This is a genomic window from Aurantimonas manganoxydans SI85-9A1, assembly GCF_000153465.1.
Lineage (GTDB): Bacteria > Pseudomonadota > Alphaproteobacteria > Rhizobiales > Rhizobiaceae > Aurantimonas > Aurantimonas manganoxydans.
The window spans coordinates 79738-100904 of record NZ_CH672387.1 but is presented as its reverse complement, the minus strand read 5'-3'; the positions used below and the strand labels follow the sequence as shown (position 1 = coordinate 100904).

Here is a 21167-nt window from a genome sequence, read left to right as displayed (position 1 = left end):
GCATGGCTCAGAGTGCGCGGTGTGCGGGTAGATTGGGTATGAGCGAGCACCGCGATCAACTCGGCAGGTTCAAGCCGGGCGCGCCCGGCCGCAAACCGGGTGCCTTGGGCCGAGCGCCTAAAATGTTACTCGCTCAGGTGCGAGCAATGGGTCCCACAGCGGTCGAGAAGCTTTGGGAAGCGGTCCATGCCGGGGAACGCTGGGCCGTTGAAGCGGTGCTCGGCTATGTGCTGCCTCGTGATCGCGTCATTGAGCTGGATCGGCCAGCCGCCGAAGACGTGCGGGAAGCTCTGGCCTCTGGTGACTTGTCCGCTTCCGAAGCATCCGACTTGACCAGCGCGCTGGTCCGCTTGCACGCCCTTGAAGCAGCCGAGCGCTCGAATGCGCGCAAAACGATCAGTGTCGATTATACCGTCCGTATTGATGATGACGACGATAGTGCGGCAGAAAAATATAAAGCGATGATAGGTGCGGAATGACAAAATATCTTTTTGAGCCGAAAAAGTTCGTCGTTGAACTTAATAACGGCGTAATGGTCGATTGCTACTACGCGAATCAATTAATAAAGATGGAATACGCCGACCGGATGAACGTCGCCCTGACCAATGAGAGCTATTTCGAAGATGGAATCATCCATCTTTGTCCAATAGATTTCATTTATCTGTATTTCTGGATGCACCAATTCTACAGCGGGAGCGACGTGGCCGTGCGGAAATTCGCGAGGTTGTTCAACGGTTCTGCGCATTTTGATCGTGTCTTGAACGCTATCTGCTTCGCTGTCGCACATCCAAGCGAAAAATTGAAGCGCCGCCCGGTTGGTGAGGACGTGTACCTGACAGGGTGGGTGCTAGGCTCCGATCCTGAATTTGCTAAGCTGCGGGACGAGCGTTGCAGGGCGCTCGGACTGCCGGAGCAGTCATAAGCAATCACGAGCGGTTAGTTAGGTTTGCACCGACTGGTGAGCGCCGGCTTGGCAACCCTCATAAAATATAGGGCTCAAGGGGTTGAATGGCGGAGAGGGGGGGATTCGAACCCCCGATACGCTTGCACGTATGCCGCATTTCGAGTGCGGTGCATTCGACCACTCTGCCACCTCTCCGGCCGTTGCCCCGTCGGTCGGGACCATCCTGTTCGAAGGTGTCGCGCCGGTGGGGACGACGGGCGTCCGGATGGCGCGGCTTCAAATCAACCGAGGCATTGGTCGGCGCCTTGCGAGCGCGCCGGTCTCTTATCAAAGCCGGGGCCGCGTGCACAAGGGCCCCGCGACACGATTTTCGCCTCAAGGCCGCATTCAGGGCACGTGAAGAGCTTCGTGGTCATTTGCTGCGACGGCGCGCGACGGAACGTCGTCGTTCCTCGTGCGGCTGCGCAATGGCCGGTCGCCCTCGCCGCTCGCGGCGCAATTGTTCTGCCAGGGTCTCCAGAGGTTCGCCGCGCGTCACCCGCGTCCAGGCAACATGCTTTGGTGCCCGCTGCCGCACGACATACCTGCCGTCCAAGAAGCGGGCGTTCCACGGAGGCAGCCGTGCAGGGCCTTCAGCCGTCAGCTACGGGGTCTCGTCACCGGTTGCAGGGCGAACAGGTCGGGCAGCTTTGGCCACACCACGCCTGGGCGTGGCGCAAGCTGCGTGAGCAGCGCAGCGAGACGCTCCCACGCGGCCGCGTCATGCTGCAGGTGATGGGTCAGGAGGCCGATCGGCTGGGTCTCCGAGGGCGCTCCCCCAACGGGCTCAGGACCGCCGGCAGGTGTGCGCGCGGGCACCTCCGCAGGCATGCCCGGGCGCATCCGCGCCGCGGACGGAATCGTGGCCGATGTTTCACCGGCGATGGGGTCAGCGCCACCGGCTGACATGCGGGCTGGCGCCTCCGTTGGCATGTCCGGACGCATCGGCGCGGCGGACGGAATACCGGCCGGCGTTGCGCCCCCACCCGCCAGCCGTGCAGCGATCTGCGCGGCCAGCAGCCTGTCGAGCGTCGCGGCGTCCTGCGCCCGGCCGGCGCGCCAGTCCATCAGGTCGAGATGGGTGTGGACGCAATGGCGCGATGCCGGTCTGGCAAAAACGGAGAGGCCCGACAGCCCGGTTTCGCCCAGCCGGGCGGCGATGCCGGGGCCGATGCGGTTCCAGGGCGGCACGAAGACCGGCAGGAAGCGCCCGTCGGCAAGAGCGGCAAGCCGGTCGCGGCCTCGGCTGATGTCCTCCAGCATGGCCGCCGCCGGGCGATGATCGCCGAATTCGGCGCGCTTCTCGCCGGCCGGCGCGTGGTTGGCGTGGCACCAGCCGTGCAGGAACAGACGGATGTCGTCGTCCGCCGTCATGCCATCGAGGAGATCCGGCCGGGTCCTGTCGGGGATCACCGCCAGGGCCAGCGGCACACCGGTCTCCCGGCGCTGCGCCAAAAGGCGCGCGAGCTCCGGCGTCGCGCCCCTGGCGTCGTCGTCGCGCCACCAGAAGGCCAGCTCGACGCCGGCGACGCCGGCGGCGTCCAGCTGCCGGCGTGCCAGTGGAAAATCGGCAGCGCTCACGCGGCGTTCCGGGCGGGCGTCGCTTTCAGGAGCGCGGCCACCCGGTCGATGCCGGGCTTCGGCGAGAAGCGTCCGCGCACCCGGCGCTCGCCGGCCGTCGCCAGCTGCGCGGCGAGATCCGGATCGTCCATCAGCCGCGCCATCGCCGCGCCCAGCGCCCTGGGATCGCGCGGCTCAACGAGCAGGCCGGTGCGTTCGTCCTCGACCAGTTCCGGGATCGCCGAAACCTTGGTGGAGACCACCGGCAGGCGGTGCGCCTGCGCCTCCATCAGGACGTTCGGCAGGCCGTCGCGGTCGCCGCTGCGGGCGATGCGCGAGGGCAGGACGAACAGGTCCGAGCGCGCCAGCAGCCCGAAGACATGCTCGCGCTCGCGGCTGCCGTGCCAGGTGATGCGGTCGCCAATCCCGGCCTTGTCGGCCTGCTGCTGCAGCCTGGCGGTCATTGCGCCGCCGCCGACATGATCGAAGGTCCAGTCGCGATCCTTCAGCCGTGCGAGCGCGCGGATCAGGTCGCCGAACCCCTTCTTCTCCACCGTGCGGCCGACCGACACGATGCGGAACGGGCGCTCGCCGCGCGCCTCCCGCTCCGGCGGCTCGATGCCGGACAGGTCGAGCCCGTGATAGACCAGCTCGACGCGCCCGGGCTCGGGGGCCAGCGACTGCAGATAGTCGAGATTGACCTGCGTGCAGGTGACCCCGAAGGCGGCCGAGCCCAGCTTCTCGGTCAGCTCCCAGGTTTGCGAGGTCCAGATGTCCTTGGCGTGGGCGGAGAACGACCAGCCGATCCCGCGGATCGTCGCGGCATAACGCGTCACCGAGGCCGGCGTGTGCAGATAATGGGTGTGCAGCCAGTTAATGTCGTCGGGCAGTTCATGGGCGAGGACGCAGGCCTGCCCGAAGCGCCGGTGGCGGTTGGCGGTCGGGTCGCGCTTCAGATCGGCCTCGAACATCGCCCGCGCCACCTGATAGCCCGGCTGGCGCTCGGCAAAGGCACGGCCGGCCCGCACCCGCGCCGGATCGTCCTTCAGATATTCCGGTAGATAGAGGATCTCGGCGGCGATCCGCCGATGCACCGGATGAACCCGCTTCTCCGCCGGCTGGCGCAGCGACACGATGAACTGCGCGACGCCGCGATCCTCGAGCCCGGCGATCTCCTGGGCGATGAAGGTCTCCGACAGCCGCGGATACCCCTTGACGATCGTGGCGATGCGTCCTGCCATGGTGGTCGGTCCTTACGACAGCGTCCGGCACTGGCCGAGGGTGACCGGCAGGTGCCCGTTCCCCGCCGGAAGGCGGGCCGGATGCGGGCCATCTAGTCACATGGCCGGCGGCTCGCAACCCGTGCGTTTGCGGCTCTGGCCGGAGCGTCGCCCCGTGATGCTGCGCGCGCAGCGAGATGCCCACGCTTTCCCGCCGCCGGCGGTTTGACAAGCCGGCGGGCGCACAGCTTACTGAGGCCGCAGACAAGGGCCCCTCCATGCATCGATCCACACGGCAGCAGCGAGCAATTCGGCAGGGAGCGCTCGCCGGCATGGCCCTCCTCTGGACGGCGATCCTCTGGGCGCCGGCTCTGGCCGAGCAGACCGCCGCGGACACATCCGGCGCGACCTTCGGCGAGCCTGCCGCGCTGCAGGCCGCGGTGAGTGCCGGGGACCTGCCGCCGGTGTCCCAGCGCCTGCCCGAGCGTCCGCTGGTCATGCCTGTCGACGCCGGCTGCCCCGCCGACCGGCTCGGCGGCACCCTGCGGATGATCGGCGGCAGCGCCAAGGACACCCGCACCCTGTCGGTCTTCGGCTATGCCCGCCTCGTCGGCTATGACGAAGACTACACCTTTGTGCCCGACATCGCCGAGCGTTTCGAGGTCGAGGACGGGCGCATCTTCACCTTCCATCTGCGGCCCGGCATGAAATGGTCCGACGGCGCGCCGTTCACCGCCGAGGATTTCCGCTATTTCTGGGAGGACATGGCGCAGAACCCGCAGATCGCGCGGTTCGGCATTCCCGGCGAGTTGCTGGTTGAGGGCAAGCCACCCCGTGTGACCTTCCCGGGGCCTTACGAAATTCGCTACGAATGGGCGAAGCCGAACCCGAACTTCCTGGCGACCCAGGCCGCCGCCCTGCCCTTCGAGCTCTACCGGCCGGCCCATTACCTCAAGCAGTTCCACGAGGCCTATGCCGACCCGGACGAACTGGCGGCGCGGGTCGAGGCGGAAGGCCAGCGCAACTGGGCGGCGCTGCATTTCAAGATGGACCGCGGCCACCGCAACGACAATCCGGCTCTGCCCACGCTGCAGCCGTGGAAGCTGGCCACCGAGCCACCCTCCGAACGGCTGATGTTCACCCGCAACCCCTATTTCCACCGCGTCGACGCGCAGGGGCGCCAGCTGCCCTATATCGACACCGTCGCCCTGACGATCGCCAATGCCGACCTGATCCCGGCCAAGGTGGCCAATGGCGAGGCCGATCTGCAGGCCGCCTATCTCAGCTTTCCCAATTATCCGTTCCTGAAGCGGGCCGAGGCGCGCGGCGGCTTCGAGGTCCGTCGCTGGGAATCCGGCCGCGGTTCCCATGTCACGCTTTATCCCAATCTCAACGTCAAGGATCCGGCCTGGCGCCGGCTGATCCAGGACGCCAATTTCCGGCGGGCGCTGTCCCTGGCGATCAACCGCGACGACATCAACAAGGCGATCTTCTATGGTCTTGCCGTGCCCGGCGGAAACACCGTCCTGCCCCGCTCGACCCTGTTCGATCCGCAGCTGCCGACAATGTGGGCCGGCTACGATCCGGACGCGGCCAATGCGCTGCTCGACGAACTCGGGCTGGGGCGCGAGAGCCGGGGCGGCCTGCGCTTGTTGCCCGACGGGCGCCAGATGCGCATCGTCGTCGAGACCGCCGGCGAAAGCCGCGAACAGAGCGACGTCCTGCAGCTGATCCACGACGACTGGCGCCGGCTCGGCATCGATCTGCTGATCCGCGAATCCCAGCGCGAGGTCTTCCGCAACCGCATCAAGGCGGGCTCGACGCTGATGTCGGTGTGGACCGGGCTCGACAACGGCGTGCCGACGCCCGCGACGGATCCGGCCGAACTCGCCCCCTCGACGGCCGAACAGCTGCAATGGCCGTCCTTCGGCATGCAGACCGAGACCGGCGGCGAAGGCGGCGAGGCGATCGGCGGCAGCGAGGCGCTGGCGCCGCTGCGCGAACTCGCCGCCCTGCGCAAGCGCTGGATGCGAACCGACGACGACGCCGAGCGCGCCGACATCTGGGGCCGGATGCTGCGGATTTCCGCCGATCAGGTCTATACGATCGGCATCGTCGCCGGCGTCGACCAGATCGTCGCCGTGGCGGACACGCTCAACAACGTGCCCGAGCGCGGCGTCTACAATTACGAGCCCGGCGCCTATTTCGGCATCTACCATCCGGACGGGTTCTGGTTCGATTGCGGCGCGTCCGCCCTGGCAGGAAAACACGGATGATCCGCTATCTCGCCGGCCGCCTCGTCACCATGGCCTGGACGCTGCTGGCGATCAGCGTGCTGGTCTTCGTCATCATCCAGCTGCCGCCGGGCGACTACCTGACCAGCTACATCGCCGAGATCCGCGCCCAGGGCGAGAACGTCACCGTCGACAAGATCGCCTTCCTGCGCGAGCAGTACGGCTTGGACAAGCCCTTGTGGGAGCAGTATCTCGTCTGGGTGACCGGGCTGATGCAGGGCGATCTCGGCTATTCCTTCGAGTACAACCAGCCCGTCGCCGACATCGTCGGCGAGCGCATGCCGCTGACGCTGCTGCTCAACGTGGCGACGGTCATCTTCGTCTATCTGGTCGCCTTCCCGATCGGCATCTATTCCGCCACACACCAATACAGCTGGGGCGACCATGGCCTGAGCTTCCTCGGCTTTCTCGGCCTCGCCACGCCGAACTTCCTGCTGGCGCTGATCCTGCTCTATCTGGCCAATGTCTGGTTCGGCACCTCGATCGGCGGACTGATGGACCCCCGCTACATCGACGCGCCGTGGACGCTGGACAAGGTCGGCTCCGTCCTGTCGCATCTGTGGGTGCCGGTGCTGGTCATCGGCACGGCCGGCACCGCGGGCATGATCCGCCGCCTGCGCGCCAATCTCCTGGACGAGCTGAACCGGCAATATGTCGTCACCGCCCGCGCCAAGGGCCTGCCGGAACACCGGGTGCTGCTGAAATACCCGCTGCGGATGGCGCTCAATCCCTTCATCGCCGACCTCGGCAGCCTGCTGCCGCAGATCGTCTCCGGTTCGGTGATCATCTCGGCGGTCATGTCGCTGCCCACCACCGGGCCGATGCTCCTGTCCTCGCTGCGCAGCCAGGACATGTTCCTCGCCGGCTCCTTCCTGATGTTCCTCGCCCTTCTGACGGTGGCCGGCATGTTCGTCTCCGACGTGCTGCTGGCCATTCTCGATCCGCGCATCCGGCTCGGAAAGACCACCGTCCGATGAGCGAGACGCCGCATTTCGTCTCGCGCGAACCCTTCGATTCCGAAGCCACGGTCGCGGTCGGCTCGACCGTGTCGCTGGCCTATATGGAGGCCTCGCAGTCGCGGCTGATCTGGTGGCGCTTCCTGCGCCACCGCGTGGCCGTGGTGTCGCTGGCGTTCCTCGTCGTCAGCTATCTCTCGATCCTCGTGGTCGAGTTCCTGGCGCCCTACGACATGCAAAGCCGGCACACCGACTTCATCTTCGCGCCGCCGCAGGCCGTGCATCTGTTCCACGAGGGCAGCTTCGTCGGGCCCTTCGTCTATCCGCTCGATTTCAACCTCGACCTCGACACCCTGCAGCGCGAATACACGCCCGACACCAGCCAGCCGCTGCCGCTGCGTTTCTTCTGCCAGGGCGACCCCTACGAATTCTGGGGGCTGGTCTCTGGCGACCGGCATCTGGTCTGCCCGCCGGAAGGCGGCAGCCTGTTCCTCCTGGGCACCGACCGGCTCGGCCGCGACATGCTCTCGCGCATTCTCAGCGGCGCCCGCATCTCGCTCACCGTCGGCCTCGTCGGGGTGACCCTCAGCTTCATCCTCGGCATCACCATCGGCGGCCTTGCCGGCTATTTCGGCGGCTGGATCGATTCCGTCGTGCAGCGGGTAACGGAAATCCTGCGCTCGCTGCCCGAACTGCCGCTGTGGCTGGCCCTGTCGGCCGCCCTGCCGGTCACCTGGAGCCCGCTGCTGATCTATTTCGGCATCACGCTGATCCTCGCCCTGCTCGACTGGCCGGGCCTTGCCCGCGCCGTGCGCTCCAAGCTCTTCGCCCTGCGCGAGGAAGATTTCGTCGTCGCGGCCGAAATGCTCGGCGCCCGTCCGCGCCGGATCATCTTCCGCCACCTGCTGCCGAACTTCATGAGCCATCTCATCGCCTCGGCGTCGTTGTCGATCCCGACGATGATCCTGGCGGAGACGGCGTTGTCCTTCCTCGGTCTCGGCCTCAGGCCACCGATCACCAGCTGGGGCGTCCTCTTGTCGGAAGCCCAGAACATCGAGGCGGTGGCGCTCTATCCTTGGCTGCTCCTGCCGATGGTGCCGGTCATCCTGACGGTGCTGGCCTTCAGCTTCGTCGGCGACGGGCTGCGCGACGCCGTCGATCCGCACCACCACCACTGACCCGCGCCGCACCCGACGCGGCTCCGACAGGGCTCAGGAGACGGCGCGCACCGGCGTCGCAGCGCTTGCGGAAGCGTTCCGGCGCGACGTGAACAGCTCCATGCGGCGCTCCACGCCGTTCAGCGCATGCGTGCCGACCGAGACCCAGTCGCCCGGCGACAGGGCCGCGACCTCGGCGCTGGCGAGCACGTTGGTTTCCACGGTCTTGGTCAGCTTCTCGATGCGCTCGACCTCGGTCACCGTCGAGCCGATCACCGTGAAGGCCAGCCGCTCGGGCACGCCGATATTGCCGAAGACGACGCTGCCGACATTCAGGCCGACGCCGAACTCGATGAGATCGAGGCCCCGCTCGCGGCGCGCTGCGTTGGTCGCATCGCGCAGCGCGAAGGATTGGGCCACTGCCTGCTGCACCTCGGCCGTTATACCCGGCCCGTCGATCGGCCCGTCGCCGAGCGGAAAGATCACCAGCACCGCATCGCCGATGAAGGCCAGCACCTCGCCGCCCGCCTCGATCGCCGGCCGGGTCGCGCATTCGAAATAGTCGTTGAGGAGCTTCAGGAAGGAATCGCTGTCGAGCGTGCCGGTCAGCCGCGTGGAATCGCGCAGGTCCGAATACCACACCAGCGCCTTCGTCGTGGCACCGTCGCCGAGCCGGATATTGCCGTCGAGCACGCTGCGGCCGGCCTTGCGGCCCAGATAGGTCTCGACGATGTTGGTCATGATCTGGGACTGGATGATCGTCTTGCAGACCAGCGCGAAGGTGAGCTGGATTTCCTGCAGGATGTCGAGATCCTCGTCGGTGAAGCCGCTCGCCCGGTCGCTCGCCCAGATCACGATGACGCCGCGCGCCTGCAGCTCGCTGTAGGCGCCCGGTTGCGAGAATTCGGTCTTCAGGGCGATGTAGTCTGTGTAGCCGGCCGCCGCGAGCTCCTCCAGAATGGCGAAATCCAGGAGCTTTCCGGGGCCCGAGAGGCGCCGCCGCAGCACCGGCATGTCGGCCTCCACCATGTAGCGCAGCGGACTGCGCTGCCACGCGTCGGTATTGGCGTCCTGGTGGTGGAAATGCTCGATCCCGACATCCTCGTCGCGATGCCACTTGACCATCTCGGCGCGAAACAGCGGATGCAGGGTCGGCCAGTTCAGCCGCGCCCGCGCGATCGGCACGCCGATGCCGGTCAGGCGCAGACAGAGATCGCGAAAGATCGTCTCGATGCCGGCCTTGCCCAGCGACTGCTTCAGCAGCCAGTCGTCAACCTGCTTGGCCAGTCCCATCGTCGTGACTTTCCGTTACCGTTCCGTCGTCGCCGATCGCCAGCGTCAGGCCGGTCGCCCCGATCCGCGCGCCGGCGAAATGCGCCTGCGCCTCCTCGGCCAGCTTTGCCAGCGAAGCATCTGTCCGCAGGACGTCGTGGTGGAAGATGACCAGCCTGTCGATGCCGCCGGCCTGGCACAGGCGCACCCCCTCCTGCCAGGTGGAGTGGCCGAAGCCGCGGTACTTCGCCATGTCCTCGTCGCTGTAGGTGGAATCGTAGATCATCACCTCCGCCCCGGCGACGAAGGCGGCGACCGCCTCGTCGCGCGTGCCCGGCTCGTGCTCGGTATCGGTGATGTAGCAGATCGAGCGGCCCTCGAAATCGACCCGGTAGCCGACCGCCCCGTTCGGATGGTTGAGGCGGACCGTGCGCACGACGATGCCGTCGCCGAGGTCGAGAACCGCGGGCGGACGGAAGTCACGATAGTCGATATGGGCGGCGAACTGCTTCGGCGTCACCGGGAAATAGGGCGGCCGCATGAACCGCTCGACCATGTCCCGGCAGGTCGTGTCGTCGAGGAAATGGCCGGCATGGATGCGCACCGCCGCGTGGTCCTTGTAGAGCGGGATCACGAAGGGCAGGCCGATGATGTGGTCGAAATGGCAATGGGTGAGCAGGATGTCGATCTCGCCGACCTGCTCCTCGTAGAGCTTGCGCCCGCAGCCCACGATGCCGGTGCCCGCGTCGAAGACCAGCACTCGGTCGCCGCAGCGCACCTCGACGCAGCTTGTGTCGCTGCCGTAGCGGGTATTGGCCGCCGCCGGGGCCGGTATGCTGCCGCGTGCGCCCCAGACGGTGAGCTCGAACCGGCTCAATCTGCGGTGTCCGGAGCGATGGCGGCCCGGTTGCGCGCCGCCACCAGTTCCTGGTTCATGTGGGTCAGGCGCTCGGCCAGTCCGCGCATCACCTCGGCGGCGATCTCCGGGAACTGGCGCAGCAATTGCAGGAAGCATTCCTTACGCACCCGCAGGGCCGAGACGTCGCTCTTCGCCGTGACGGTCGCGGTGCGCGGCGTATCGCACAGGATGGCGATCTCGCCGACCACGTCGCCGGGTCCGAGCGTCGCCACCACGAAGTCGCCGTCTTCCGTCTCGATCGAGACATCCGCTTTGCCGGCGACGATGACATAGGCGGAATCGCCGCGCTCGCCCTGCCGGCACATGACCTGTCCCTGGCGATAGGCGATCGAATCCGAGGTGAAGGCGATGAGCTTCAGCCGGCTGGGTTCCATGCCGGCAAAGATCGGGACCGAACGAAGCAGGTCCATTTCAGATTTGAGCAGTGTCACGTCGTCCTCTCGGTCATCCGGCCACTTCGGCGTCGTCGCGCGCCGCATCGGACTCGTGCGGACGCGTGCCGGCCCCCGTCGAGTTCGTGATCATGCGCCCGTCCTTGAATTCCAGTCTCCGGTCGAAGAGCTCCGCATGTTCGGCATGGCTCAGGACCCAGAAGATCGTCTGCCGTTCGATGCCGAGTGCCGCACGCGATGCGAGGACACGCACAATAGTCTCCCGCTGGCTCTCCCCGTCAAGTGACGACAGCGGCCGGTTGAGAACCAGGAGATCGGCGCGCTTGAGCAGTGCCCGGGCAAGCGCCAGCTTCTGCTGCTGGCCCGACGACAGCCGCTTGGCGCCGCTGCCCACGTCGAAATCCAGCCCGATCTCGAACACCGTCTGCGACAGGCCGGTCTCGCGCAGGGTCGCCACCAGCACCTCGTTGATGCGCGCCGAGGCCTCGGCGTAGCGGTCGACCACGCGGCCGAAGAGGATGTTGTCCTGGAAGCTGGCGGCCGGGTTGATCGCGCCCGGCACATGCATCGACACCGCCTGGGCAAGCTCGGGATCCATGCGCTCCAGAAGCCGCGCGCGGGCCGACAGGACCGCCGCCTTGATGTCGTCGTCGAGCAGTCCGAGCCGATGCCGGGGCTCGATATAGCCGAAGGCCAGCTCCTGGAAGGCGCGCCGGTCGCGCCGCCGCTCGCTGGCGCTGCCGTCGGTCGCGGCGCGCCGCAGCGCCGCCTTGTAGCCGTCGACCTCTTCCGGCGTCATCAGGTCGACATTGTCCATCAGCGGACTGTCCGGCGCCAGATCGCCGAAGATCTCGATCACCGTCTCGGCGATCTGCCGGCCCATCGCGTGCAAGAGGTCGTCGAGCCCCGCCTCCTCCAGGACGGCGACCATCTGCGGCCGGGCGGCCAGCGGCATCTCCTCTGCGGCCTCCGGCAGGGCGATGCCGAAGATGATGTTCTCCAGGACCGTCGCATAGTCGGAATAGCGGGCCGGATCGAAGGATTCGAAATAGACCTCGTCGCCGCCTTCCGCGAGCCGTTCGCGGAAGCGCCCGCGGGCCTTCAGGACATGCTCGCAGGTCTCCTCCGGCAGGTCCGCCGGCACCCGGTTGCGCAGTCCGAGCCGGGCGATGTCGATGCGGAAATCGGCGACGTCCAGCACCTGCGCGAGCCGGCCGTGCAGCTCGTTGGGCCCGGTGATGCCGGCCGCCGCGTAGTCGATCCAGTCGCCGTCGACGTCGAGGTCGCTGTTGCCCGACGCCCGAGCTTCGAGCCGGCGCGCCTCGCTGGCGGCGCGGTCCCCGCCCGCCGGCACCAGCGGCGCATGGCGCAAGCCGTAGACCAGCGCGTCGCGGATCGACATCTGCGGGAAATACAGCCCCGAGGTGGCATAGGCGATGCGCCGCCCGACGAAGGCGTCGGGCAGTCCGTCCAGCGCATGGCCGTCGATGCTGATGCGACCCGACGCGGCGTCGGCCAGCCGCACCAGGGCCTCGGCCAGATATTCGGCCCCGCCACCGATCGGCCCCGAGGCGGCGATCGCTTCGCCCGGCCCCAGCCGCAGGCTGGTCGGCTCGAGGAGGTCGTTGCCTGAATCGTCGGCGATGCGCAGGCCCGAGATGGCGATCTCCCGCTCGATCCGCGGCGGCGTCTCGTAGGACAGCTTCTGGACGTCGGACGAGATCAGATTGCCCATCACGAACTGCTCGCGGATCTGGGCGTATTTCGACTGCACGTCGACCCGGAACTGGTCCCAGGCGATCAGCTCCTTCAGCGGCCCCGGCAGCTCCTTGTAGGCGGCGATGACCGCCACGAGCTGGCCGATATCGAGCCGCCCGGCGATCACCAGATAGCCACCGGCCAGATAGAAGATGAAGGGGGTGATCTGCGCCAGCAGGTTGTTGATGAAATTGACGAAGAACTTCCAGCGGAAGAAGTCGTAGCGGATCGACAGGATGCGGCCGAGCCGGCTGCCGAGCTCGGCGCGCTCCCAGTTGGAGGTGTCGTTGGTACGGATCGAGGGAATGCTCTCGACGATCTCGCCGATCCGGCCCGACAGGAGCCGGGCGGTGAGCTGCCGGGCCCGGGCGAGCCTGACCAGCCGCCGGCGCATCTGCGGGATCAGGATGAGCTGCAGGAGCACGACGCCGCCGGCCACCGCGCCGAGCCAGACATTCTGCAGGAAGATGAAGAAGAGACCGGTGCCAGCCTGGCTGAGCAGCAGGGCCGGGTCGGCGAAGGCACTGCCGCCGAAGCCGCCCACCGGCTCGGTCTCGTCCTTGATCATCGAGGAGATCTCGGGGCCGCGCACCTGCTTGAAGCGGGTGGTCGGGAACCGCAGCACCAGATCGACGAGCTGGAAGCGCAGCCGCCGCAGAAGCTGCTCGCCGAGCCGGCCCTTGTAGTTCGACAGATAGAATTTGAAGAGCCCGTTGACGATCACGAAGAACAGGAAGGTCAGGCTCAGCCACAGAAGCACGCCGAGCCGATCCAATTCGACGCCGTCGAACAGCGCCAGTTCGCCGCCGCCCAGAAAGCCCGGTAGCGGCAGCGAGACCGCGAACAGCGTCTCGGTCTGGCCTGGGGCCCAGTCACCCTGGATCGGCCCGTTGACGATCCGCTTCGGCAGGTCGAGCGTCAGATACAGGAATGGCAACGAGACCAGGAGCACGGCGAACAGCCAGATCTGCTGGGGCCGTGAATGGCGCCAGACATAGCGGAAGATGCTCTCGTCGAGTTCGTCCGCTGCAGCCATGTCAGCGCCGCTCCGTCGCCGGCGCTGGCCGTCCGGCGAGGAAGTCGAGATTGGCGGCCCGCACGAAATGCCCCGGCCGGGCCTCCAGCAGCGGCCGGGCGACGCCGGGCTCGGCCGTGAACGGCGCCGGCCAGTTGCGCTGGCCGATCTCGCCCACCGGCGGCAGATGGGCGAAATCCAGCGGGCGCTGCGGATCGGCGTGCGGCACCGCCTGCATCAGCATCTGCGTATAGGGATGCAGGGCGTCCTCGAAGAACGCCGCGCGCGGCGCCAGTTCGACGATCTCGCCGTCGCACATCACCGCGATGCGGTCGGCGACATAGTTCACCACCGCCAGATTGTGCGAGATGAACAGGTAGGTCAGGCCGCACAGGCGCTGCAGATCCTTGAGCAGATTGAGGATCTGCGCCTGCACCGATACGTCGAGCGCGGCCACCGGCTCGTCGCAGATCAGGAATTCCGGCTCCAGCGCCAGGGCGCGGGCGATGCCGATCCGCTGGCGCTGGCCACCGGAGAAGCTGTGCGGATAGCGGCCGGCATGCTGCGGCTCCAGCCCGACGGCGGCCAGCAGCCGCTCGACGCGCACGCGCCGCTCCGCCCGGTCGCAAACCGCGTGAATCTCCAGCGGTTCGGCGAGGATCGCCCCGACCGTCATGCGCGGATCGAGAGACGAGAACGGGTCCTGGAAGACATATTGCAGCCGGTTGCGGACCGCGAAGAGCTGGCTGCGGTCGGCCGTGACCAGGTCGAGGGGCCCGTCGGGCGTATCGAACAGCATTTCGCCCCTGTCGACCTGCACCGCCTGCATGATGGCGCGGGCGAGCGTCGTCTTGCCGGAGCCGGATTCGCCGACGAGGCCGAGGCATTCGCCGCGCCGGATGGTCAGCGAGACGTCCTTCAGCGCATGGATGCTGGGCGCCGGCGCGCTGGAGAACAGCCGCCGGTCGCCGCGCCGGGAAAAGCTCTTGGCGACCCTCTTCAGCTCCAGCAGCGGCGCACCGACCACGCCCGATTGCTCGCGCCGCATCAGCGCGCCCGCATCCACCTTGATCTCGCGGATCGGCTTCAGCCGGGGCGATTCCGTCTGGTCGAGATCGGGCACCGCCTTCATCAGCGAGATCAGATAGGGGTGCTGCGGATTGGCGAAGATCGTCCCGGACGACCCGGACTCCACCACCTTGCCATGATGCATCACCACGACGTCCTCGGCCAGGTTGGCGACGACGCCGAGATCGTGGGTGATCAGCAGCACCGCCATGCCGAGCTCGCCCTGCATTTCGCGCAGCAGCTTGATGATCTGCGCCTGCAACGTCACGTCGAGCGCCGTCGTCGGCTCGTCGGCGATCAGCAGCGCCGGCTTGCAGATCAGCGCCATGGCGATCATCGCCCGCTGGCGCAGCCCGCCCGACAGCTCGAAGGGATAGGATTTCAGCGCCCGTTCGGGCTCGGGAAACCGCACCAGCCGCAAGGTCTCGATGGTCCGCTCGCGCGCTTCGGCGCCGGTGGCGCGACCGTGCACCTCCAGCACCTCGCCGATCTGGTCGCCGAGCGTGTGCAGCGGCGAGAAGGAGGTCATCGGCTCCTGGAAGACGATCGAGATCGACTGCCCGCGCACCGCCCGGAAGCGCGGGCTGCGCGGCGACAGGGCGGCGAGGTCGATCGGGCCCTGCAACGGATCGTCGAAATGGATGCTGCCGCCCGTGATCACCGCGCTTTTCGGCAGAAGGCCGAGAATGGCCTGGGACGTCACGGTCTTGCCGGAGCCCGATTCCCCGACCAGCGCCACGGTGCGGCCCGCACCGACGCTGAGCGACAGGCCGCTGACGGCCTTCACCGTCCCGGCCATCGACTGGAACTCGACGGACAGGTTCTCGATCGCAAGCAATGGTCGCGCGGCGACCGATGCGGGCCGGTCCGGCGTGTCTATCGGCCGGTCCAGCACCGAGGCACCGCTTCCCCCTGGCATCCGCTCATTCCACCTCTTCGGCTCCGCGGCGTGGTCGCTCGCGCACGGGCGTTGCGATTGCAGCACGGAACCGCGCGGCAAGTCATGCAGATTTTGCGTCGGGCTGCCCGCCGCGGCTCACTCGCCCGCGCCGCCGGCCATGGCGGCGATCGTCGCCGCTGCGTTCGCCGCGCCCTCCAGATCGATCGCGGGGCGCGTCCCCGCCTCCCGCTGCCAGGCCTCGGTCACCGCAGCCGCCATGCTCTCGGCCGACAGGCGCGAGGTCGGCACCACCGACAGGAGCCCCATCTTCCCCATGCGCTCGGAGCGGAACCACTGCTCGGTCTCCTCGCCCTCGTCATAGGGCACGACGACAGCCCGGGCTTCGGCGCGCAGGAGGTTCATCACCGTGTTGTAGCCAGCCTGCGAGATCGACAGGGCGCAGCCGTCGAGCCGTTCCTGGAAGTTGGTCTCGAAGCGCTTCACGATGGTGGTCTCGTCGGCCAGCGCCGCCAGCGCCTGGAACTCGTCCTCGGCCATGCGCGGCCCGGCCAGGAAGCGCCAGACCCGGTCGGCGAGCGGCGTGCGCGGCCGCGCTGCCATCACCGTGCGCATCAAAGCGCCGGCGGCCGCGCCGCCGCCGGCCGACACGATCACCTCGCCATTGTCCGGCGCCGCGCTGCGCTCGGCCGGCTCGGTGACATAGCCGGTATAGCGGATGAGATCGTCGATCTCGCCGGCATGGGGATAGGTCTCGGCGAAGGTGAAGAGCGACGGATCGGAATGGACGAGCACGGCGTCGAGATGCTCGCGCGCCAGTGCGGCGCCCCTGGCGGCCCGCTCGGCATGCTTGGTCTCGACCAGGATGTCGCGCACCGAGGTCACGCATTTGACCCGCGGCTTGTCGCGCGAGGCCCGCTCCAGCAGCGGCACCAGCTCGAAATTGAACCGCCAGCGCCCGAAGGGAAACATCTCCAGGAGCACGACGTCCGGCCGGACCTTCTCATAGAGCGCCAGCAGCGCGTCGCGCCGGGCCGCACGCCATGCGTCGGTGATTGGTTCGCCCTCGGCATCGTAGAGCGTCTTGAAGTTGGCGCCGTCGATATGGGTCGGCGGCAACTGCACCACCTCGGCATTGGCGAAGGGCATTTCCGCGACCGGCATGCCGCCGAGCGCCACCGTCACCTCCATGCCGCGCCGGGCCATGGCATTGGTGAGGAGTTCGCCGCGCCGCAGATGGCCGACGCCCAGCAGATGCTGGACATGAAAGAGAACGCGCATCAGGCCGTCTTCGCCTTTCCAGTTGGTGTGGGCCGCCCAAGCGTGTCGGACAGCGCTGCGTCGAGCGCCGCGGAGGCCGCCGCCAGCGAATGGTACCGCTCCGCCCGCCGGTACGCCGCTGTGCCCATGCGGGTCCGCAGTCCCGGATCGAGCAGCCGACACACCGCGGCGGCAAAGGCCTCCGCATCGCCCTCCGGCGTCAGCAATCCCGTGATTTCGTCCTCGACGATGCCGGAGACGCCGCCGCTGTTGCCGGCCACCGCTGGGAGCCCCGCCGCCTGCGCCTCGAGCAGCGCCATGCTCCAGGATTCCTTGATCGCCGGCCAGACGGCGAGATCGGCCGCGGCGAGAAGGTCGGGCATCTCTTGCGGCGCCGCGGCACCATGGAACGCCACCCGGCAGGACAGGCCGGCGAAGGCAAGGCGCACCTGCGGCTCGGCCGGGCCGGCGCCAACGATGAGGACGTCGAAGGCCGCGCCGTCGAGCCGGCCGAGAGCTTCCGCCAGCAGGCGGTAGGAGGCGAGCTTCTGGTCCTCGCGCATCATCGCCGCAACGATCAGCCAGGGCCGGTCCGGCGACAGGCCATGGCGTGCAGCCAATGCCGCGCGGGTGTCGGTGCGCCGCCCGGCCGACGCCCGCCAGGGCTGCGTATCGACGAAGGGCGGCAGCGCCCGATAGGCGGTCTCGGCCCCGAGCCAGGGCATGACCCCTGCCTTGTCCGCCGGATTGAGCCCGATGACGAGGTCGGCGCGCGACAGAGCCGCGAGGCTGGCCTCGAACCCCTGTGCCCAGCGCCCGCCGTGCTGCTTGCCGGCGACCGAGGCTTCGGCGACGACATAGGGAATGCCGAGCGCCGTGGCGACGCGCGGCCCCAGCCAGTCCGGCGCCTTGTGGTAGAGATGGTAGGTGAACCAGAGGTCGATCCGGGGCCTCGCAACCCTGCCCTGCCGCAGCAGCCGCTCGGCCAGACGGTCGCCGACCGCCTGCAGCCGCGCCTGCCGCGCCGGGTCGCCGCGATCGTGGCTGCGAAAGCGCGACGGCACCACGACGCCGTGGCCGGCCAGCCGCAGTGCGTCGATCAGGCCACGCGCCACGGTGCGGTCGCCGGATGGCCGTGGATCATCGGGAGATTTCATCGGCGCGTAGAACGCGATGTTCATGCAGTGCCGGTCTTGGGCAGGGTCCGGGCAAGCGCCCATTCGTCGCCATCGGAGGCGCCGCGGCTGGCGCTGCCCGAATGGCGCCCGGCGGCAATGTAGCCGTCGGCCAGCTCGCAGATCGTCTTCAAGCCGTCGAGAATGCCGTCCACCGCCACCGAACGCGGTCGCGCCTGTCCCGGCAGCGCGCGGATGGCATCGGCCATGGCGCCGGGATTGGCGATCTCGTCGTCCAGCAGCATGGCGATCAGGCCCAGCTCCTGCGCCTGCGAGGCGCGGATATACTGCTCCAGCCGGGGCTGGCGGCGCGGCACGACCACGGCCGGCTTGTCGAAGGACAGGATCTCGCAGAACGTGTTGTAGCCGCCCATCGCGACCATGCCGGCGGCACGCTCGATCAACGGCTCGATGCTGGCGGCGAAGGTGATCAGGTCGACGCTGTCGAGCCGGGCCGCGCGGCGCTGGAAATCCGTCTGGTAGCCGGTCTCCATGAAGGGGCCGAGGACGATCTTGGCCCGCACGCCGATCGACGGATCGGTCTCGTAGGCCCGCAGCACCCAGTCCACCAGTTGGGCACCGTCGCCGCCACCGCCGGTGGTGACCAGCACATAGGGTCGCTCGCCGATCCGGATGCGATCCGGCAGCGCGCCCGAGGGCTCGTCCGCGCGCTGCAGATAGCCGGTGAAGGTCGCCTTGCGGCGCACCGCGTCGGAGACGCCGATATCGGCCAGCGGATCGCAGATTTCCGGCAGCCCGTAGATCCAGATGTCGTCGTAATGGTTCTCGACCGCGCCGAAGGCCTCCTTGCGGGTCCATTCCTCGATCAGCCGCGACGGCTCGTCCATGATGTCGCGCAATCCCAGCACCAGCCGGGCGCCAGTGGTCTTGAGGTGATGCAGCGTCGCCTCGACCTCGCCGCGCATGCCGAGCGGCTCCTTGTCGACAATGAAGATGTCGGGATCGAAGATTTCGGCGGTCGAGCGGATGATCGCGCTGCGGATCTCGGTCAGATCCTCCAGCGACAGGCCCGGATTGGACGGCGCATAGGTGTCGGCGCCGAGCTTGACGACGCCCGGCACGCGGATGAAATCCACCTGTGGCGGAAAACTGAACGAGCCGACGACGGGCGAGCCTGCTACGATGAGGATCGAGATGTCGGGCCGGTGCGCCACCAGGGCCTGCGCGATCACCCGGCAGCGGCGCAGATGGCCGAGACCGTAGGTGTCGTGACTGTAGATGAGAACGCGCGGAGGCCGGGCTTTCATCAGATACTCCTGCCGCTCCGACCCTGCTCGACCGGAACACACTGGCCATTTTCCGGCCCTGACGCAAGCGCGCGTGTCCCCGAGGGAAACCGCGCCCGTCTACCGCCGTGACGGATCAACCGCAATGACCACAGCCGGGGACGGATCGTTCATGAGCGCCAGTTACCGGGCGAAACCGACGTGAGCGACCGAAACAAGCTGCTGGCGCCCTTCGCCCGGCGCGAATCCAACCGCGCCATTCCCGATCGCGTCCGCGAGGTCGTGGATCGCTTCGAAATCCACAGCGAACGGCTGATCGGCTGGGTCCAACTCGCCATCGGCCTGTTCATCACCGCGCTTTATCTCGTCTCGCCGCGTCCGGTGGACGGCGAGATGCAGCATCCGGTGCCGATCAGCCTCGCCGTCTATCTCTGCTTCACCGCCCTGCGGCTGTTCCTGTCGTACCGGATCCGCCTGCCGGCCTGGTTTCTCGGCCTGTCGGTCCTGGTCGACATCGCGCTGCTCTACGGTCTCGTCTGGTACTTCCACGTCCAGTACGGCCAGGGCGCCAGCTTCTCGCTGAAGGCGCCGACGGTGATGTATGTCTTCGTCTTCATCGCCATTCGCGCCTTCCGCTTCGATCCGGCCTGGGTGCTGGCCACCGGCGCCGCCGCGGCGCTCGGCTGGGTCGGCCTGACGCTCTATGCCATCGACGCCGAGGGCACCGACGCCATCACCCGCAGCTTCGTCGCCTATATCCATGGCGACGGCATTCTGGTCGGCGCCGAGATCGACAAGATCGTCGCGATCCTCGTCCTCACCACCGTCCTGGCGCTTGCCCTCGTTCGGGCTAAGCGGCTTCTGGCGGCGGCGACGCTGGAGCAGATCGAGCGCGAGGAGATCCGCCGCTTCCTGCCGGCCGATGTGGAGCGCGCCATCGTCACGTCGCCGGAATCGGTGGTGGCCGGCGACGCCGAGGAACGCGAGGCGGCCATCGTCATCCTCGACATTCGCGGCTTCACCGGCTTCATGGCCCGGCACGACGCGCGGCAGGTGGTCGAGGTGCTGGTCGGCCTGCATGCCCGCATCGTACCGGTGATCGAGCGCCATGGCGGCATCGTCGACAAATATCTCGGCGACGGCCTGCTGGCGACCTTCGGCGCGACGAGGCCATCCCGGACAGCCGCGGCCGAGGCCCTCGCGGCCCTTTGCGAAATCCTCGCTCTGTCCCGGGAATGGGCGCGGGAAATGGAGACGCGCTTCGGTCCGATCGGCCTGCGCGTCAACGGCGCGGCGACCGCCGGAACCGTGGTCTTCACCGCGCTCGGCGACGAGCACCGGCTCGAATACACCGTGATCGGCGATCCGGTGAACCTCGCCGCCAAGCTGGAGAAGCACAACAAGGTCGAGCAGACCCTTGGCCTGACCACCAGAGCCAGCCTCGACATGGCGCAGGCGCAGGGATTTCGCGCGCCCGCCGCCGCCAGCCTGACCCGCCTCGATTGCCGGCAGGTGCAGGGTGTGGACGCTCCGCTCGACCTCGTCGCCTTCGCCTGAGCCCTCAGGGCAGCTTCTGGTCGAGGAGGATCACCTCCGAATGAAGATGGCCGACATCGCGGGGCGCGACATCCGCCGAGCGGTACCAGCGCGGCAGCCTGATCGCTTCCACCGTGCCTTGGTCGTCGCCCGGCGTCATGAACCGCGTGTCGATGGCCAGGACGCCGCGCTCGCCAGTCACGATGCCGTCGGCAATACCCTGCGCATGCGCCGACAAGAACGCCGGATCGCTGGTATGCAGGATCTCGTGATAGGCGATCGCCTCGCCCTTCAGCTTGCGCTGCCAGACCAGCCAGGTGTCACCGACGAAGGCGTGGTGCAGGTCGAAGCCGGCATGGGCGTCGAGGACAACCCGCTGCGCCGGACCGAGCCGGTCGCGGATCGCCGCCGCATTCCGCAGAATCGGCAGGCGCCCCGGCGCCCCGCTCGGCCGGAACAGGCTGCGGCTGTCGTCGAGCACCGAAAAGCCCAGCGCC

General features: G+C 68.0%; 17 protein-coding genes and 1 tRNA gene. 6 read left to right on the top strand and 12 right to left on the bottom strand.

Translation table 11 applies throughout. The annotated features are described in order from the left end of the window. Positions 1-38: 38 nt before the first annotated feature. Both SI859A1_RS21250 and SI859A1_RS00775 read left to right on the top strand, forming a co-directional pair. Positions 39-479, top strand: coding sequence for a hypothetical protein (locus SI859A1_RS21250; protein ID WP_148233688.1), 441 nt, complete (start codon positions 39-41; stop codon positions 477-479). Continuing rightward, the gene (locus tag SI859A1_RS00775) at positions 476-922 is read left to right on the top strand and encodes a hypothetical protein (protein WP_009207977.1); all 447 of its coding nucleotides are present in this window, start codon (positions 476-478) and stop codon (positions 920-922) included. Before SI859A1_RS21250 ends, SI859A1_RS00775 begins: the two co-directional genes overlap by 4 nt. An 87-nt stretch (positions 923-1009) precedes the next feature. Here SI859A1_RS00775 and SI859A1_RS00770 read toward each other — a convergent pair. The 3 genes from SI859A1_RS00770 to SI859A1_RS00760 form a co-directional block, all read right to left on the bottom strand. Then, positions 1010-1099: transfer RNA gene (locus tag SI859A1_RS00770), tRNA-Ser, on the bottom strand. 444 nt (positions 1100-1543) lie between these two features. Beyond that, positions 1544-2524 carry a hypothetical protein gene (locus SI859A1_RS20085; RefSeq protein WP_009207976.1) on the bottom strand — a complete coding sequence of 327 codons (981 nt, stop codon included), beginning with the start codon at positions 2522-2524 and terminating at the stop codon, positions 1544-1546. Further along, positions 2521-3744 (bottom strand): glycosyltransferase family 4 protein, encoded by a 1224-nt coding sequence (locus tag SI859A1_RS00760; RefSeq protein WP_009207975.1) that lies wholly within the window; start codon positions 3742-3744, stop codon positions 2521-2523. Before SI859A1_RS00760 ends, SI859A1_RS20085 begins: the two co-directional genes overlap by 4 nt. Before the next feature lie 311 nt (positions 3745-4055). On the opposite strand from SI859A1_RS00760, the gene SI859A1_RS00755 reads away from it, so the two are divergent. From SI859A1_RS00755 to SI859A1_RS00745, 3 genes are read left to right on the top strand one after another with little or no spacing between them, the layout of a single operon-like run. Beyond that, the gene (locus SI859A1_RS00755; protein WP_148233687.1) at positions 4056-5999 is read left to right on the top strand and encodes an ABC transporter substrate-binding protein; all 1944 of its coding nucleotides are present in this window, start codon (positions 4056-4058) and stop codon (positions 5997-5999) included. Beyond that, positions 5996-6994 carry an ABC transporter permease gene (locus SI859A1_RS00750; protein WP_009207973.1) on the top strand — a complete coding sequence of 333 codons (999 nt, stop codon included), beginning with the start codon at positions 5996-5998 and terminating at the stop codon, positions 6992-6994. The genes SI859A1_RS00755 and SI859A1_RS00750 overlap by 4 nt, the downstream gene beginning before the upstream one ends. Further along, positions 6991-8151 carry an ABC transporter permease gene (locus SI859A1_RS00745; protein ID WP_009207972.1) on the top strand — a complete coding sequence of 387 codons (1161 nt, stop codon included), beginning with the start codon at positions 6991-6993 and terminating at the stop codon, positions 8149-8151. The genes SI859A1_RS00750 and SI859A1_RS00745 overlap by 4 nt, the downstream gene beginning before the upstream one ends. A 33-nt stretch (positions 8152-8184) precedes the next feature. Here SI859A1_RS00745 and SI859A1_RS00740 read toward each other — a convergent pair whose 3' ends face one another. The 8 genes from SI859A1_RS00740 to SI859A1_RS00705 all read right to left on the bottom strand — a co-directional run bounded on the left by SI859A1_RS00740 (position 8185) and on the right by SI859A1_RS00705 (position 19155). After that, positions 8185-9423: an adenylate/guanylate cyclase domain-containing protein gene (locus SI859A1_RS00740; protein WP_009207971.1), complete on the bottom strand. Its 1239-nt coding sequence runs from the start codon at positions 9421-9423 to the stop codon at positions 8185-8187. Further along, positions 9401-10279: an MBL fold metallo-hydrolase gene (locus tag SI859A1_RS00735; RefSeq protein ID WP_009207970.1), complete on the bottom strand. Its 879-nt coding sequence runs from the start codon at positions 10277-10279 to the stop codon at positions 9401-9403. The genes SI859A1_RS00740 and SI859A1_RS00735 overlap by 23 nt, the downstream gene beginning before the upstream one ends. After that, positions 10276-10800, bottom strand: a complete 525-nt coding sequence (locus SI859A1_RS00730) for a cyclic nucleotide-binding domain-containing protein (RefSeq protein ID WP_050767385.1) — start codon at positions 10798-10800, stop codon at positions 10276-10278. The genes SI859A1_RS00735 and SI859A1_RS00730 overlap by 4 nt, the downstream gene beginning before the upstream one ends. Next, entirely contained in the window at positions 10766-13507 is a 2742-nt protein-coding gene (locus SI859A1_RS00725) for an ABC transporter transmembrane domain-containing protein (protein ID WP_009207968.1), read from the bottom strand. The genes SI859A1_RS00730 and SI859A1_RS00725 overlap by 35 nt, the downstream gene beginning before the upstream one ends. A 1-nt stretch (position 13508) precedes the next feature. Continuing rightward, positions 13509-15353, bottom strand: a complete 1845-nt coding sequence (locus tag SI859A1_RS00720; protein ID WP_050767648.1) for a dipeptide ABC transporter ATP-binding protein — start codon at positions 15351-15353, stop codon at positions 13509-13511. Between the two features lie 237 nt (positions 15354-15590). Next, complete coding sequence (locus SI859A1_RS22240; protein ID WP_009207966.1) at positions 15591-16733, bottom strand: glycosyltransferase family protein; 1143 nt, start codon at positions 16731-16733, stop codon at positions 15591-15593. Continuing rightward, entirely contained in the window at positions 16733-17893 is a 1161-nt protein-coding gene (locus SI859A1_RS00710) for a glycosyltransferase family 4 protein (protein WP_009207965.1), read from the bottom strand. Before SI859A1_RS00710 ends, SI859A1_RS22240 begins: the two co-directional genes overlap by 1 nt. Continuing rightward, complete coding sequence (locus tag SI859A1_RS00705; protein ID WP_050767384.1) at positions 17890-19155, bottom strand: glycosyltransferase family protein; 1266 nt, start codon at positions 19153-19155, stop codon at positions 17890-17892. Before SI859A1_RS00705 ends, SI859A1_RS00710 begins: the two co-directional genes overlap by 4 nt. Positions 19156-19335: 180 nt before the next feature. On the opposite strand from SI859A1_RS00705, the gene SI859A1_RS00700 reads away from it, so the two are divergent. Further along, entirely contained in the window at positions 19336-20691 is a 1356-nt protein-coding gene (locus tag SI859A1_RS00700; RefSeq protein WP_009207963.1) for an adenylate/guanylate cyclase domain-containing protein, read from the top strand. Positions 20692-20695: 4 nt separating this feature from the next. Here SI859A1_RS00700 and SI859A1_RS00695 read toward each other — a convergent pair. Then, positions 20696-21167, bottom strand: a 472-nt coding sequence (locus tag SI859A1_RS00695; RefSeq protein ID WP_161600095.1) for a hypothetical protein, incomplete at its 5' end; no start/stop codon positions are given.

Excerpts from the sequence above, each read along its gene's own strand:
- SI859A1_RS00730 (WP_050767385.1), bottom strand. The coding sequence starts at position 10,800 with ATGCGGCGCGCGACGACGCCGAAGTGGCCGGATGACCGAGAGGACGAC.
- SI859A1_RS00760 (WP_009207975.1), bottom strand. The coding sequence starts at position 3,744 with ATGGCAGGACGCATCGCCACGATCGTCAAGGGGTATCCGCGGCTGTCG.
- SI859A1_RS00725 (WP_009207968.1), bottom strand. The coding sequence starts at position 13,507 with ATGGCTGCAGCGGACGAACTCGACGAGAGCATCTTCCGCTATGTCTGG.
- SI859A1_RS21250 (WP_148233688.1), top strand. The coding sequence starts at position 39 with ATGAGCGAGCACCGCGATCAACTCGGCAGGTTCAAGCCGGGCGCGCCC.
- SI859A1_RS00720 (WP_050767648.1), bottom strand. The coding sequence starts at position 15,353 with ATGGCCGGGACGGTGAAGGCCGTCAGCGGCCTGTCGCTCAGCGTCGGT.
- SI859A1_RS00740 (WP_009207971.1), bottom strand. The coding sequence starts at position 9,423 with ATGGGACTGGCCAAGCAGGTTGACGACTGGCTGCTGAAGCAGTCGCTG.
- SI859A1_RS00745 (WP_009207972.1), top strand. The coding sequence starts at position 6,991 with ATGAGCGAGACGCCGCATTTCGTCTCGCGCGAACCCTTCGATTCCGAA.
- SI859A1_RS00705 (WP_050767384.1), bottom strand. The coding sequence starts at position 19,155 with ATGAAAGCCCGGCCTCCGCGCGTTCTCATCTACAGTCACGACACCTAC.
- SI859A1_RS00710 (WP_009207965.1), bottom strand. The coding sequence starts at position 17,893 with ATGAACATCGCGTTCTACGCGCCGATGAAATCTCCCGATGATCCACGG.
- SI859A1_RS00775 (WP_009207977.1), top strand. The coding sequence starts at position 476 with ATGACAAAATATCTTTTTGAGCCGAAAAAGTTCGTCGTTGAACTTAAT.
- SI859A1_RS00750 (WP_009207973.1), top strand. The coding sequence starts at position 5,996 with ATGATCCGCTATCTCGCCGGCCGCCTCGTCACCATGGCCTGGACGCTG.
- SI859A1_RS22240 (WP_009207966.1), bottom strand. The coding sequence starts at position 16,733 with ATGCGCGTTCTCTTTCATGTCCAGCATCTGCTGGGCGTCGGCCATCTG.
- SI859A1_RS00755 (WP_148233687.1), top strand. The coding sequence starts at position 4,056 with ATGGCCCTCCTCTGGACGGCGATCCTCTGGGCGCCGGCTCTGGCCGAG.